This is a genomic window from Hymenobacter daeguensis, assembly GCF_054780555.1.
The window spans coordinates 662,807-678,888 of record NZ_BAAGWC010000001.1 but is presented as its reverse complement, the minus strand read 5'-3'; the positions used below and the strand labels follow the sequence as shown (position 1 = coordinate 678,888).

Here is a 16,082-nt window from a genome sequence, read left to right as displayed (position 1 = left end):
CACGTCGTTTTACCCCACCGGCTCGGCCGAGGCGGCTTCGCGGCCCTGCCGGTGCTGCCTGGCGTACTCCGAAGGCGCGAGGTTGTAGATTTTCTGAAAGGCCTTGCGGAAATACTTGGCGTCCTCAATGCCTACTTCAAACGCCACTTCCGACACCCGCATCGTGGTTTGGGCCAGCAGCTGGGCGGCGCGCTTCATGCGCACGTCGCGGATAAACTCCACGGCCGTCTGGCCGGTGATGCTCTTGATGCGGCGGTAGAAAACCGACTGGCTCATGGCCATTTCCTTCACCAGCACCTGCACGCTGAATTCCGAATTGTCGAGGTTGCGCTCCACCACGGCCATGGCGGTTTCCAGGAATTCGCGGTCGGCATCGGCCACCACTATTTCGGTGGGCTGCAGCAGGATGTGGCGCTGGTAGAACTCGTGCAGCTTGCGGCGGTTGCGCAGCAGCGCGGCGGCCTTGGCGTGCAGCAGCGTCGGGTTGAAGGGCTTGCTCACGTACTCGTCGGCCCCCATGCCGAGGCCTTCCAGCTCGTGGATTTCGGCCGTGCGGGCCGTGAGCAGCAGCACCGGAATATGGGCCGTTTTGGGGTGCTGCTTGACTTTCTGGCACAGCTCCAGGCCGTCGGAGCGCGGCATCATAACATCCGAGATGATGAGGTCGGGCAGCTGGCTGAGCGCGGCGCTCCAGCCTTCCAGGCCGTCTTCGGCGGTGGTCACTTCGTAGTCGGCCTCAAACAGCTGGCGCAGGTACTGGCGCACTTCGTCGTTGTCTTCCACCACCAGCAGGCGGGGCGGGCGGGTGGCGGCGTCGGCGGGCGGAAGTGCCAGGTCGGTTTCGAGCAGGAGCGGAGCGGCTTCGGCCGTTGGTTCGGGCACGGGCGCTGCAGCCTGAATGTCTTCGGGCTGCAAATGCTGCTGGCCAAATGGGAGCCGCAGCTCAAACGTAGTGCCCTGGCCCTCGATGCTGGCCACCGTGAGCCGGCCACCGTGCCGCTCGGTAAACTGCCGGGCCAGCGACAGGCCGATGCCCGTGCCCGTCATGCGCAGCGTGTTGGTGTGCGAGGCCTGATAATAGGGGTCGAAAATGCGGTCCAGCTCGTGTGCCTTAATGCCCACGCCGGTATCTGAGACGGTGATGTTGAGGTAATTGCCGGTAAGCTGCCCGTCGCTGTAGACGGCCTCCCCGCCAGAGTTGCCCACGGTGGTGGCCGACAGCACGACCCGGCCCTTGTCGCGGGTGTATTTGAAGGCGTTGGCCAGCAGGTTGGTCAGAATAATTTCCAGCTTGCTGTGGTCGAAATACAGCCGCACCGGCTCCTGGGGCACATCCAGCTGGTACTCAACGCCGCGCTCCTCGGCCTTGAGCCTGAACACGGAATAGATGTCGGCGAGGAACTGCACGGCGTCGGCGTGGGTGGCGCGCAGGGGCACGTTGCCGGTTTCCACCTTGCGGAAGTCCAGCAGCTGGTTCACCAGCTCCAGCAGCTTGCGGGCTTGCTTGTGCATGAGCTGCACCTTGCCGCGCAGGTCGGCCACCGGGCCGGGGCTGCTCATGATTTCCTCCATCGGCCCCAGTATCAGCGTGAGCGGCGTGCGCAGCTCGTGGCTCACGTTGGTGAAGAAACCCAGCTTCAGGCCGGTCAGCTCCTTCTCCTTTTCGGTCTGGAACTGCTCCAGCACCAAGCGGTTTTTTAGCTTCTGCTGGGCCATCTCGATGCGGCGGTAGAGCGCCACCGCGCCCACGGCCAGCACGGCGTAGAGCAGGTAGGCCCAGCCGGTTTTGTACCAGGGCGCGCGCACGTCAAACTGCATGGTGGCCGCCTTTTTCGACCATACGCCCTCGCCGTTGCTGGCTTTCACCTCGAACGTGTAGGGGCCTGGCGGCAGGTTGGCGAAGCTGGCCGTGCGCTGGCCGGGGGCGGGGTACACCCAGCCCTCGTTGTAGCCCACCAGGCGGTAGGCGTAGCGGTTTTTCTGCGGGTTGGCGTAGTTCAGGCCCACAAATTCCACCGAAAAGTCATTCTCCGACGCCTTGATGGTCACCAGTTGGGGCTGCGACAGCGGCCGGGGCAGCACCACGCGGCCGTTCAGCGGCTGGCCCACCGTCACGGGCTGGTTGGCAATGCGCAGGCCCGTAATCTGGACCACCGGCGGGTAGGGGTTGGGCTGAATGGCGTGCGGCTGGAAATAGCTGATGCCGTTGATGCCGCCGAAATACAGCGTGCCATCCTGTGCCCGCGCCGCCGCCCCAATCTTGAAAGCGTTGCTTTGCAGGCCATCGGTCACGTCGTAGCGCAGGTACCGGCGGGTGACCGGCGTGAAGCGGTAGAGGCCGGTGCCGCCAATCCAGAGGTGGCCTTCGTCGTCGGGCAGCAGGCTTTCCACGTCGCTCTCGGGCAGGTAGCTGGCGTAGCTGCGAATGACTTCGCGGCCCTGCTTATCGGTGGTGAGCTGGTGCAGCCCGCCGCCGATGGTGCCAATCCAGAGCGTGCCCTGCGGGTCGAGCAGCAGCGGCCACACGTAGTTCACGCGCAGCCCCTCGGCCGCGCCCGCCGCCTGGCGAAACTGCTTGAGCAGGACCAGCGAATCGGGGGTGACGCGCAGCTTGAGCAGGCCCGCGTCGGTGGTGCTGGCCCAGAGCACGTCCTGCCGCCGGTCGTAGAGCAGGTAGGTGAAGCGGTTGGTGGGCAGGGCGCTGTTGGCCTGCGTGTAGGCCCCGAGAAATTTGCCCTCCGGGCTGAGCCGGACCAGGCCGGCCGTGAAGGTGGCCACCCACAGCGTGCCGTACCGGTCCTCGGCCATGCCCTCAATGCTGGTGCTGCTCAGGCTGAGGCCGTTGGGTAGGCGCTCGTAGGTGCGCAGCTTTTCGGTGCCCGCCTGGCGGGTGAGGCTGCTCAGGCCGCTGCCACGGGTGCCAAACCACAGCGTACCGCTGCTGGTCTGGAAGATGGTGGCCACGTCCACGCCGCGCGTGTTGCCGGCCCAGGTCTGGTTGAGGTAGTTGCGGTAAGTATTGTGCGTCAGGTCGTAGCTCGCTACCCCGTTGCGCGTGCCCGCCCAGAGCAGGTTTCGGCCTTCTTCTTTGTAAACACTGTTGACGTAGTTGTTCGACAGCGTGGAACTGCCCGAAAGCTGCTGGCGCAGCCGCCCAAACGGCTTCTGCCGCAGGTCTACCTTATTGAGGCCACCGGCCGAGGCACACAGCCACACAACCTGGTTGCGGTCCTCAAATATCTGATGAATCCGCTCCGAGTTGATGCCAAACGGCTCGTTATCCTTGGGCAGCAGCAGCGCGGGCGGGCCGGGGCGCAGGGGCGGGGTGCTGCCCGAAACGGTTCCCGCTTCCCACACATACAGGCCGTAGATAGTGCCCACCCACAGCCGGCCAAACGAGTCGAGGTGCAGGGCTTGCAGCTGCGGATAGGTCTGGGGCTGCGGGTGTGCCAGCAGCTCGCGCACGGTGCGGCGGTTGGCCGCGCTCACCCACAGCACCTGCTGGTCCATCCCAATCCAGAGGTCGCCGCGCCGGTCGATGTGCAACACCCGCACCAGCGCGCTCACGGCCGTTGGCTCGGCCCGGAAGTCCGGGCTTTCGGGCCGAACCACGCGCAGGCCGGCATTGAAAGTGCCAATCCAGATTTTGCCTTCCGCATCGGCCGCCAGGCTGCTTACCTGGTAGCTGTCAGCGCCTGGTGGCGTGGGCACCTGGCGCAGGGCAGTCAGCCGGCCCTGTTGGTCGAAGGTCAGGATGAACACGCCATCGGCGGCGGTGCCTACCCAAAGGCGGGCACGGCGGTCGGTGGCCAGCGCCGTCACGCTGCTCTGGGCCAGGCGCTGCATCAGCGGGCGGCAGGCGGGCGGGGCCTGGTCCTCGTCGAAGTTCAGGAGCTGGTCGGCGGTGGCATCGTAGAGGCCCAGGCCGGCGCGCTCGGTGCCGGCCCACAGGCGGCCGTCGGGCGCCACCAGCAGCACCCGGATGCGGTTGCCGGAAATGCCGTTGCGCGGGTTGATGGGCAGCTCGTACTGTTTCAGGCGGTAGCCGTCGTAGCGGTCGATGCCCCGGTTGGTGCCCACCCAGATGAACCCCGCGCGGTCCTGGGCCACGGCCATGCCGTCGGAGTGCGACAGGCCCTGGTCCACGGTCAGGTGTTCGAAGCGGAAATCACCGGGTGCCACGTCCTGGGCCTGCGCCACGGGGCCGCCCAGAAGCAGAAAGCAGAGAAAGGTGAGTGCCCACTTATGGAGCGGAAATGCCTGCACGGAGGGTGGGATTGAGCGTGAATGCAGTGGCAGAAGGAAACGGGCTGGGCAGCGGTTTCATGCGCTGGCAGCATGGTATCAGCATGCAAGGTAGCGGTTTTGCCGCAGCGCCCGAACGGGTGAACTTCTTCTTTTCGCGGGCTTCGGCATCAGCAACAAGTGCGCGGGGATTTTGGGGGCAAGGGTCAATTTCACCCCCGCTTTCTAACGAAAAAGCCCCCGGCCACCCGACGCCAGGCCCGATACTTTTGCCCCGAAACCTTTAGTAAATCAAGAACGTGGGCCTGCTTTCCTCCCTCCACCGTTTGCCTCTGTGCAGCCTGCTGCTGGCGCTGAGCTTCAATAGCCTGAGCCGGGCCGCTGCCGCCCCGCCCACGCACACCTTCGCGCTCGGCCCCGACCAGTTCCTGCTCGACGGCAAGCCCTTCCAGATGATTTCGGGCGAGCTGCACTACCCGCGTATTCCGCGCGAGGCCTGGCGCGCGCGCCTCAAAATGGCCAAAGCCATGGGCCTGAATACGGTGGGCACCTACGTGTTCTGGAACGCGCAGGAACCCCAGCCCGGCCAGTACGATTTCACCGGCAACAACGACGTGGCCGCTTTTGTGAAGATGGCCCAGGAAGAAGGCCTGTGGGTGATTTTGCGCCCCAGTCCCTACGTGTGCGCCGAGTGGGAATTCGGCGGCTATCCGTACTGGCTCCAGAACATTGCCGGCCTGAAGGTGCGCAGCCAGGAGCCCCAGTACGTGGCCGCCTACCGGCGCTACCTGCAAGCCGTGGGCAAGCAGCTGGCCCCGCTGCAGGTGAGCCACGGCGGCCCCATCCTGATGGTGCAGGTCGAGAACGAATACGGCTCCTACGGCGCCGACAAAGCTTACCTGGCCCTCAACAAAAAGCTGTTCGAGGAAGCCGGGTTCGATGGCCTGCTCTACACCTGCGACCCGGTGAAGGACGTGGCGGCCGGCCACCTCGACGGCCTGCTGCCCGCTGTGAACGGCACCGATAAGCCCAGCCAAATCAGGCAGCTGGTGCAGGCCAACCACGGCGGCACAGGCCCCTATTACGTGGCCGAGTGGTACCCGGCGTGGTTCGACTGGTGGGGCACCGAGCACCACACCGTGCCCGCCGCCAAGTACACGCCCGGCCTCGATTCGGTGCTGAAAGCGGGCATGTCCATCAACATGTACATGTTTCACGGCGGCACCACGCGGGGCTTCCTGAACGGGGCCAACTACAAGGGCGAGGGCACGCAGTACGAGCCCCAGGTGAGCAGCTACGACTACGACGCGCCCCTCGACGAAGCCGGCAACCCAACGGCCAAGTTCCGGGCCTTCCGCGACGTCATTGCCCGCTACCGGCCTGCCAACCAGCCGCTGCCGCCCGTGCCGGCGGCCAAGCCCAGCACGGCCCTGCCCGCCGTGCAGCTCACCCGCGCCACCAGCCTGCTCGACCAGCTGCCCGCGCCGGTAGCCAATGCCACGCCGCTCACCTTCGAAAACCTGAAACAAGCCTACGGCTTCGTGCTGTACCGCGCCACGGTGCCTGGCGGCAGCACGCAGCTGCTGAAAATCAACGACTTGCGCGACTACGCCGTGGTGCTCGTGAACGGCCAGCGCGTGGGCACCCTCGACCGCCGCCTGCGCCAGGACAGCCTGCGCGTGGCCCTGCCCGCCGGCCAGGTGCAGCTCGACATTCTGGTGGAAAACCTGGGCCGCATCAACTTTGGTAAATACCTGCTGGAGAACAACAAAGGCATTACGAAACAGGTAATGCTCGGCGGCAGGGAAGTGAAAGGCTGGCAGATGTTCGGCCTGCCCTTCGACAAAGCTCCGACGGTGACGAAAGCTGCCGCCAAAGCCCCGGCCGCCACCGCTGCGCCGGTGCTGCGCACCGCCACTTTCACCGTGGCCACCCCCCAGGATACCTACCTCGACCTGCGCACCTGGGGCAAGGGCGTGGTGTGGGTGAACGGCCACAACCTGGGCCGCTACTGGGCGATTGGCCCGCAGCAAACCGTCTACGTGCCCGTCGAGTGGCTGAAAAAAGGCGCGAACGAAGTCACCATTCTGGAGCTGCTCAAGCCGCAGCAGGCTACGCTCTCTTTCCTCAACCACGCCATCCTCAGCGACTTGTCGCCCGCTGCCGCTGCCGCCCAACCATGAAAACGGCCCTTTTCATTTTGACGCTGCTGGTGCTGGCAACGGAGGCCCAGGCCCAGGCGCAGACGCGCACCGCCTTCGAGCCCGGCAAAGCGTGGCCCGATAACAAGGGAATCCACTTAAACGCCCACGGCGCGGGCCTGCTCTACGACAAAGGCCGCTACTACCTGTTTGGCGAGCACAAGATTGCCGGGCCGAAGGGCAACAGCGCCCAGGTTGGCGTGCATTGCTACTCCTCGAAGGACCTCTACAACTGGACCGACGAGGGCATTGCCCTGGCCGTGGCCCCCGAAGGCTCGGGCTCGGAAATTGAGAAGGGCTGCATTCTGGAGCGGCCCAAGGTGGTGTTCAACAAGAAGACCGGCCAGTACGTGATGTGGTTCCACCTGGAGCTGAAGGGCAAGGGCTACGCCGCCGCCCGCACCGCCGTGGCCGTCAGCCATAAAGCCGCCGGGCCGTATGCCTACGTGCGCTCGTACCGGCCGGGCGCGGGGCAGTGGCCGCTCGGCTTTAAGGAGGAATGGAAGCAGCCCGTGCCGGGCGAAAAGGACCTGAAATGGTGGACGCCCGAATGGCGCACGGCCGTGGCCGAGGGCCTGTTTGTGCGCCGTGATTTCGAGCCCGGCCAGATGGCCCGCGACATGACCATTTTCGTCGACGACGACGGCAAAGCCTACAGCATTCACGCCTCGGAAGAAAACCTGACGCTGCACCTTGCCGAGCTGACTGATGACTACCAGGGCTTTACGGGGCGCTGGAACGTCATTGCGCCGGCGGGCCACAACGAAGCGCCGGCCCTGTGCAAGCGCGGCGGCCGGTATTACCTCATCGCCTCCGGCTGCACCGGCTGGGCGCCCAATGCCGCCCGCTCGTTTGTAGCCGCATCCATCTGGGGGCCGTGGCGGCAGCTCGACAACCCCGCCACCGGCCCCGATGCTGATTCCACCTACCACTCGCAGAGCACCTACATCCTGCCGGTGGCCGGCAAGAAGAATGCCTTCATTTTCATGGCCGACCGCTGGACGCCGAAGAACCCCATCGACGGCGGCTACATCTGGTTGCCGCTGTTCTTCGAGGGCGACCAGCCCCGCCTGCGCTGGGCCGACCGCTGGGACCTGAGCGCCTTCGATGCCGGCCGGCCCAGGGGCGCGGCTGCTACCCCGTAGCGTGCACACCTGGCGGGCTGGCGCTCCGGTGAGTGAGTCAACACCGTTTTTAATTAAGACGCAGCTAATGAGTTTGATGCAAGACGGGCGGAAGCTGAAATAATGCGTGAGGGCTGAATTTAACCCCCGCATTTGCTTAAAAAAGCCCTGCTTGCCACCTGCGCCGCCAGCTACTTTTACCCAATCAATTCAACTGGATTTTTATCACTTGCAAGTTGCTTTTTCCCACCCGAAGCAGGCGTCAGCCCGCTGCAAATTTTTCTAAAAAAGGTATGCAGACAAAACTTTTACTCTTATGCGGAGCGCTGCCGTTGGCAGTAGCAACCCAGGCCGCCGCCAGCGGAGCTGGCGTGCCAAAGGCCCCGATGGGGCTGGGAGCGCCGGCCGTGGCGGGCCCCATCACGGGCACCGTGCTCGACGAAAAAGGGGAGGGCCTGCCCGGCGTGACGGTGCTGCTGAAAGGCACCACCATGGGCACCACCACCGACGCCGGCGGGCGCTTCTCGCTGGAGGTGCCGGCGGGCACGACCGGCGCCACGCTCGTCATCTCGTCCATCGGCTACGTGAAGCAGGAAATTGCGGTGGGCGACCGCAGCACGATTTCGGTGAAGCTGGCGCCCAGCACCCAGGACCTCAACGAGGTGGTGGTGGTGGGCTACGGCACCCAGAAGCGCTCCGACGTGACGGGCTCCGTCGTGTCGGTGCCGCAGGACCGGCTGGAGAAGCTGCCGGTGGCCAACGTGGCCCAGGCGCTGCAGGGCGCGGTGGCCGGCGTGCAGGTCACCAGCGGCTCGGGCGTGCCGGGCTCGCAGTCCAGCATCCAGATTCGCGGGGTGCGCTCGATTACGGCCAATACCGACCCGTACCTGATTGTGGACGGGCTGCCGTTTGCCGGCAACCTCAACGACATCAACACCAACGACATTGCCTCGATTGAGATTCTGAAGGATGCGTCCTCGACGGCCATTTACGGCACGAAGGGCTCCAACGGCGTGATTCTGGTGACCACCAAGCGCGGCAAAACCGGCAAGCCCCAGATTCGCTACGCGGGCTACGCCGGGCCGGAGTACATCGTGGCCAAGCTGCACCCGCTGAACGGGCCCGATTTTTCGGCGAAGTACCAGGAGTTTACCCGACAGCGGGGCATCAGCTTCGGCTACGTGCCCAACCTGAGCGAGGTGGACAACTACAACGCCGGCCGCACCGTGGACTGGATGGAGCTCATCAAGCAGCAGGGCTTTATTCAGGACCACAACGTGTCGATTTCGGGCGGCAACGACGACGTGAAGTACTTCGTGTCGGGCGACTATTTCAAGCAGCAGGGCATCATCAAAGGGTATCAGTACCAGCGCATCAGCTTCCGTACCAACATCGACGCCAACCTGACCAACTGGCTGCGCGTGGGCACCTCGGCGTTCTACGCCAACAACGACGACGGCGGCGGCCGCGCCAACCTGAGCTCGGCCATGATTTCGAGCCCCTACGCCAACGTGTACAACCCCGACGGCACCTACACCATTTACGCGCAGCAGCCCGAGCAGCTGTTCACCAACCCGCTCATTGGCACCACCACCACCCGCGAAAGCCGGGTGAACCAGCTCACCGGCACGGGCTACCTGGAGGTGGCGCCCACTTTCCTGAGCGGCCTGAAATACCGCCTCAACGTGACCTACGGCTACCGTACCTACCGCTTTGCCAACTACGTGGGCCGGGCCGGCGGCGACCTGCGCGGCTCGGCCGCCCTCGTGAACGAGGAGCGGCCCAACTACACGGTGGAAAACGTGCTGTCCTATAACCGGGACTTCGACAAGCACCACGTGGACGTGACGCTGGTGCAGAGCGCCCAGCAGAACAAGTACTTCACGACGAGCGAAAACGCCAGCGGCTTCATCAACGACCAGATTGGCTTCAACAGCATCGGCTCGGGCTCGAACACGCCCACCATCAGCTCCTACAGCGAGATGCGCCGCCTGGAATCGCAGATGGCCCGCGTGAACTACTCCTACGACAGCCGCTACCTGTTCACGGCCACGGCCCGGCGCGACGGCTCGTCCGTGTTCGGGGCCAACGCCGACAAATACGCCGTTTTCCCCTCGGTGGCCGTGGGCTGGAACGTGGCCAACGAGGCGTTTTTGAAGGATAATTCCTTGCTGAACGTGCTGAAGCTGCGCTTCTCGTACGGCACGACCGGCAACGAGGGCATCAACCCTTACCAGACCATCACGGGCGGGGCGCTGCTGCAATACGCCTACGGCGGCGTGTCGGCGGTGGGCGTGCGGGCCAACAACATCGGCAACGCCAACCTGAAGTGGGAGCAAACCACCAGCGCCAACTACGCCATCGATTTTGGCCTGCTGAAAAACCGCATCACCGGCACCGTGGAATACTACGATGCCAAAACCAAGGACCTGCTGCTGGCCCGCCAGATTCCGATTATCTCGGGCTACTCGTCCATTCTCGACAACATCGGCAGCGTGCAGAACCGCGGCATTGAGCTGAGCCTGAACACGGTGAACATTCAGAAAGCGGATTTCAGCTGGTCGTCGGCCTTCAACATCTCGGCCAACCGCAACCGCCTGCTGGAGCTGGGCTACACCAACACCGACGACATCGGCAACCGCCGCTTCCTGGGCCGGCCGCTGAGCGCCGTTTACGACTACCGCCTGGTGGGCGTGTGGCAAACCGGCGAAGACGCCTCGAAGCAGGACCCCGGCGCCAAGCCCGGCGACCTGAAATTTGCGGACCTGAACGGCGACGGCAAAATTGACAGCAACGACCGGGAATACCTGGGCTCGTCGCTGCCCAACTACACGGCCGGCCTCACCAACACCTTTACCTACAAGGGGCTGAGCCTGCGCGTGTTCCTGCAGACGGCGCAGGGCATTCTGAAAAACAACCCGACCCTGAACTTCGTGGACCTGGGCGGCCGCCTCAACACCCCGCAGGAAGTGGGCTACTGGACGCCCCAGAACGGCAGCAACGACCGCCCCAGCCTGAGCTACACCAACAACCGGCAGTACGGCTACCCCGTGGACGCCAGCTACACCCGCCTCAAGGACGTGACGCTGAGCTACTCGCTGCCGGCCCCGCTCACCGAGCGCCTGAAAATGGGCGGCGTATCGGTGTACGTGAGCGGCCGCAACCTCTACACCTGGACGAAGTGGGTGGGCTGGGACCCCGAGCAGAACTACACCCTGGGCAACGGCTCCGGCAACGTGGACAACCTGACCACGCTCGGCAACCCCGGCAGCGGCACCAACCCCAACTTTCCGCAGGTCCGCACCTTCGTGTTTGGCCTGAACGTGACGCTGTAGTTGGCAGTCCGGAAACAGAACCTCATGCCGGGCACAGCCGGGGCATGACGTTCAAAAAAACTGAATTCCCATTCCCACCCGACTTCCCACTCCCGATTATATGAAACGCATTGGATTAATGGGCCTGGCCCTGCTGGCAGCCGCGCAGCTGCTGAGCTCCTGTAAAAAAGACTTCCTCGACGAAGCCCCCAAGTCACTCTACACGCCCCAGACCGTGCTCACCGATTCGCTGGGCTTTGAGGCGGCGATGGCTGGTTTGCAATCGGTGGTGCGCGAGCAGTACACCCGCTCCGACGAGCAGGGCCTGCTGGGCATGATGCAGCTCGGCACCGACGTGGCCATTCCCGGCCAGGTGCAGGGTGCCGAAATCCCGTACTACAACTACGCCCTGATGAACTCGCAGGACGTGGCGGCCAGCGTGATGTGGAACTGGGCCTACCGCACCATCAACAACTGCAACCAGATTATTCAGGGCGCGGCCTCGGCCCCAGGCACGCTGCGCCAGGGCTACAAGGACCGCATCAGCGGGGAGGCCCGCTTTTACCGTGCCTACGCCTACAACTTCCTGGCCACGCTCTGGGGCGACGTGCCGCTGATTACGGAGCCCGTGACCACGCCGCGCACCGATTTCACCCGCACGCCCATTGCGCAGGTCAACTCGCTCATCATCAGTGACCTCACCACGGCCATTCCGAGCCTGTACGTGGCCAGCCGCGCCGCCTCAGGCCGCATCACGAAGGGCGCGGCCCAGCAGCTGCTCGGCGAAGTGTACCTGCGCACCAACCAGCCCGCGCTGGCCGAAGCCCAGCTGCAGGCCGTCATCAGCGGCGGGCAGTACCGGCTCATTCAGGCCCGCTACGGGGTGAAATCGACCCAGCCCGGCGACTACTTTGCCGACATGTTCATCGTGGGCAACCAGCGCCGCAGCCAGGGCAACACCGAGCTGATTTGGGGCATTGAGCAGCAGCTGCTCGTGCCCGGCGGCACCACCAGCGCCCAGCAGCGCCGCATGTGGGTGCCGGCCTACTACAACGTGAACGGCATGCTGCTGGTCGACTCGCTGGGCGGGCGTGGCATCGGCCGCCTGCGCCTGAGCAACTGGGTGGACTACCGCCTGTATTCGAGCCAGGACATGCGCAACTCGAAGTACAACCTCAAGCGCCGCTTCTACTACAACAACCCCGCCGTGCCCGCCAAATTCGGCCAGCGCGTAACCGGCCTCACCGGCTCCGATACCATCTTCTACATCACGCCCTACACCACCAAGTGGAACCAGTTTGACCCCACCGACACCTTCGGTTTCGGCACCATCAAAGACCTGACCATGATGCGCCTGGGCGAAACCTACCTGCTGCTGGCCGAGGCGCAGTTCAAGCAGGGCAACACCACCGGGGCCGCCGCCAGCATCAACGTGCTGCGCACCCGCGCCCAGGCCGCGCAGGTGTCGGCTGCCAGCGTCGACCTGAACCTCATCCTCGACGAGCGCGCCCGCGAGCTGATAGGGGAGGAGCAGCGCCGTCTCACGCTCATCCGCACCGGCACGCTCATCGACCGCGTCACGCGCCTGAACCCCGCCCCGGTTATCGGCCTCACCACCAGGAACCTGCTGCTGCCCATCCCGCAGTCCACCATCGACCTGAACGTGGGCGCTACGCTGGGCCAGAACCCGGGGTACTAGTATCACCTCACCCCCGGCCCCTCTCCGCGGGCTTCGCGCATCAAGCGAACCGGGGCCGGGGTGAGGTAAGCCGGCTGCCTGATGCGGAACACCGCTTCTGCGTTACCTCAAGCTGATGAAAAGCACTGTTCTTCTTCTCTTAGCGGGCCTGACGGCCGGCCTGGCCCACGGCCAGGCCGCGCCGCCCGCGCCGTACTTCGACACCCACGTGGCGCCTGCTGCCACCAGACTGCCGCTGTTCGAGGTGAAAAGTCCCGATAAGAAGCTGAGCCCCTTCACCGGCATGACGCGCCGGCACTGGCAGGACGCCGCCCGCTACCTGCTCACGGGCGCGTTCAGCTACGTGCATCAGCTCGACGACCCGATGCAGTTTCCGAAGCAGCCCGGCAAGAGCTACCCGCGCAGCGCCGGCCAGGTGCCCACCGAGAAGCTGGAGGGCCTGTGCCGCACGCTGTTCATGGCCGCGCCGCTGCTCAAGGAAGACCCCGGCCTGACGCTGAACGGCGTGAAGGTGGGCGACTACTACCGCCACCAACTGGCCCAACTGGTGAACCCGGCCAGCCCGTCGTTCATTCAGCCCCGCGCCAAAGACGGCGGCCCCAGCCAGAACCTGGTGGAGTTTGGCGGGCTGAGCGTGGCCCTGTTTGCCGCGCCCGAAATCCTTTGGGACCCGCTACCCCAGGCCACCAAAGATGCCCTGGCCGCCACCATGCTCAGCTACGGCGACGGCCCCACCGTGCCGCAGAACTGGCGCTACTTCAACATATTCATCCTGAGCTTCTACCAGAGCCGGGGCTATACCGTCAACACCAAGCTGCTGGAAGAATACCTGCAGAAGCAGCTCACTCACTATAAGGGCGAGGGCTGGTATGACGACGCGCCGACCTTCGATTACTACAGCATGTGGGCTTTCCAGATGTACGGCCGGCTGTGGTCGCACTACTTCGGCCGGCAGCACTACCCGGCCGTGGCCACCCAGCTGGCGGCCAATTTTGCTCCGCTGAAGGACAACTACCCCCACCAGTTCGGCCGCGACGGTAGTATGATAATGTGGGGCCGCAGCATCACCTACCGCTTCGCCGCGGTGGTGCCCTTTCCGCTCATGGGCTTGGAGCCGGTGGCGCCCGGCACCAATTTCGGCTGGATGCGGCGCATTGCCTCGGGGGCGCTGCTGCAGTTTCTGCAAAACCCTGATTTTTTGCAGGACAACATTCCGACGCTGGGCTTCTACGGGCCGTTCGAGCCCGCCGTGCAGGCCTACAGCTGCCGGGGCAGCGTGTTCTGGATGAGCAAAGCCTTCCTGGGCCTGCTCGTGCCGGCCGACTCGCCCTTCTGGACGGCCACCGAGAACGAAGGCCCCTGGACCAAGGAGCTGAAGCCGGGCACGGTGTTCAACAAGTTCGAGCCCGGCCCCAACTTCCTCGTGACGGACTACCCCAACAGCGGCGCGGCCGAAATCCGCGACGCGCCCCACCAGCCCGCCAGCGACGCCAACCGCGGCAACGAGAACTACAACCGCCTGAGCTACAACAGCGCCTTTCCCTGGCAGGCCGATGGCCCCAACGGCGAAGTGGCCATGAGCTACGTCCTCAAAAACCAGAAAGACCAGTGGGAAGCCCTGCGCTTCTACACCTTCCGCAAGTACGAAAACGGCATCTACTACCGCGACGCCGCCCTCGAAACCAACCCCGATGCCAAACTGCACCTGGCCGAAATGACCCTGCCCAACGGCATCATGCGTTTCGACCTGGCCGCCGGCCCCGCGCCCGTGGCCGCCCGTCTCGGCCACTACGCCCTGCCCAACCTCACCGGCACCATCCGGCGCAGCACCCGCAAAGTGAACGGCCACGAAGCCCAGCTCCTCGACAACGGCACCTGGCAGCTGGCCCTCATCTCACTCAGCGGCTGGACCAAAACCGAAACCCTAACCACCACCGGCCTCAACCCGGTGCGACCCGAAAGCGCCCTGCTCAACGTCTCGGCCCAACTCACGCCCGGCCAGCCCTACGCCACCCTCTTGCTCTGGAAAAAATCCGGCTCAACCTGGACCGACGCCGAGCTCCTGCCCGTGAAAACCATCAAGCCCGACCCGAAAACCGGCTGCTACACCGTGGCCTTCGCCGACGGCACCAGCAAAACCATCGCGTTTGAGTGAACCCCAAGCGCCCCCAACTTAACGAACGCCCGGCCCTGACCAGGCTGCAGCGAAGCCCCCCGCCCGCTGCGTGAGTGAGTCCGCGCCGCCTCTGCAAAGGCGGTTGGCCCGGGGAGAGGTGGGACTCCTCCCGGCCGCTGGCCAGTACCGAGCGTTCGTATTTTTTTAACGTTGCTGATAAAGCAATAGGAACGTCATGCTGAGCGCAGCTGCTTTACCGCTTCGTCAGGCTCCCCTCTCTGCGGGAGAGGGGCCGGGGGTGAGGTGACCCGTCAGGCAATGCGAGCGAGATGCTTCGACTGCGCTCAGCATGACGTTCTAAAAAACTGACAAACAAATCCATGCGATTCCCCATCCTCGCCCTTCTCTTCCTATCTCTCAGCACCCAGGCCCAGCATCTGCCCGCCGACACGCTGCACGCGCCGCCGCCCGCCCTGCCCGGCCTGTACGCCGACCCGCACATTGCCGCCTTCGGCAGCACCTACTACCTGTACCCCACCACCGACGGCATCGAGGGCTGGGGCGCCAAAAGCTTCACCTGCTGGTCGTCGAAAGACCTGGTGAAGTGGCAGTCCGAGGGCGTGATTCTGGACCTGCCCCGCGACCTGACCTGGGCCAACCGCAACGCCTGGGCCCCGGCCATCGCCACCAAAAACGGCCAGTACTACTTCTACTACACCGCCGCCCAGAGCATCGGCGTGGCCGTGGCCTCCACCCCTACGGGCCCGTTCAAAGACCCGCTGGGCAAGCCGCTGGTGCCCAAAGGTTTCCTGCACGGCCAGGTGATTGACCCCATGGTGTTTGTTGATGACGACGGCAGCGCCTACCTCTACTGGGGCCAGGGCCAGTGCCACGTGGTGAAGCTGAACGCCGACATGGTGAGCTACGACCCGGCCGCCGTCATCGAGTTCAAGCCGCCGGGCTACAACGAGGGCTCCTTCGCCTTCAAGCGCCAGGGCAAATACTACCTCATGTGGAGCGAGTTCGATACCCGCGACCCGCGCTATTCCGTGGCCTACGCCACGGCCAGCTCGCCGCTCGGCCCCTTCACCAAAGCGGAGAAAAATCCCGTGCTGAAAGGCCACGGCGTGGTGAAGGGCGCCGGCCACCACTCGGTGCTCCAGATTCCTGGCACCGACCAGTGGGTAATGGCCTTCCACCGCTTCCACATCCCCGACGGCAACGGCTACAACCGCGAAACCTGCCTGGCGCCCATGCGCTTCGACGCGCAGGGCAACATTCTGCCGGTGAACGTTTTCGAGCCGGTGAAGCCGACGAAAATCAAGGCTGGGCGGCGCTGATAGCCGGGGTTTTGGCCACCGGGCCGGGCAATATAAACGGGCT

The 16,082-nt window shown here is 64.7% G+C and carries 7 protein-coding genes; 6 read left to right on the top strand and 1 reads right to left on the bottom strand.

What is annotated here, in order from left to right:
* Positions 1 to 9: 9 nt before the first annotated feature.
* Positions 10 to 4,266: a two-component regulator propeller domain-containing protein gene (locus ACYVHT_RS02875; protein ID WP_460547745.1), complete on the bottom strand. Its 4,257-nt coding sequence runs from the start codon at positions 4,264 to 4,266 to the stop codon at positions 10 to 12.
* Between the two features lie 305 nt (positions 4,267 to 4,571).
* Between ACYVHT_RS02875 and ACYVHT_RS02870 the strand changes: the two genes are divergently transcribed.
* From ACYVHT_RS02870 to ACYVHT_RS02845, 6 genes are all read left to right on the top strand, one after another.
* Positions 4,572 to 6,428: a glycoside hydrolase family 35 protein gene (locus tag ACYVHT_RS02870; protein ID WP_460547743.1), complete on the top strand. Its 1,857-nt coding sequence runs from the start codon at positions 4,572 to 4,574 to the stop codon at positions 6,426 to 6,428.
* The gene (locus ACYVHT_RS02865) at positions 6,425 to 7,591 is read left to right on the top strand and encodes a glycoside hydrolase family 43 protein (RefSeq protein ID WP_460547741.1); all 1,167 of its coding nucleotides are present in this window, start codon (positions 6,425 to 6,427) and stop codon (positions 7,589 to 7,591) included. The genes ACYVHT_RS02870 and ACYVHT_RS02865 overlap by 4 nt, the downstream gene beginning before the upstream one ends.
* A gap of 311 nt (positions 7,592 to 7,902) precedes the next feature.
* Positions 7,903 to 10,905, top strand: coding sequence for a SusC/RagA family TonB-linked outer membrane protein (locus tag ACYVHT_RS02860; RefSeq protein ID WP_460547739.1), 3,003 nt, complete (start codon positions 7,903 to 7,905; stop codon positions 10,903 to 10,905).
* A 100-nt stretch (positions 10,906 to 11,005) separates the two neighbouring features.
* On the top strand, positions 11,006 to 12,583 hold the full coding sequence (locus ACYVHT_RS02855; RefSeq protein ID WP_460547737.1) for a RagB/SusD family nutrient uptake outer membrane protein: 1,578 nt from the start codon (positions 11,006 to 11,008) through the stop codon (positions 12,581 to 12,583).
* Between the two features lie 115 nt (positions 12,584 to 12,698).
* The gene (locus ACYVHT_RS02850) at positions 12,699 to 14,738 is read left to right on the top strand and encodes a DUF2264 domain-containing protein (protein WP_460547735.1); all 2,040 of its coding nucleotides are present in this window, start codon (positions 12,699 to 12,701) and stop codon (positions 14,736 to 14,738) included.
* A gap of 341 nt (positions 14,739 to 15,079) precedes the next feature.
* A complete protein-coding gene (locus ACYVHT_RS02845) occupies positions 15,080 to 16,039 on the top strand; it encodes a glycoside hydrolase family protein (protein WP_460547733.1) in 960 nt (319 codons plus the stop codon).
* Positions 16,040 to 16,082 lie beyond the last annotated feature (43 nt).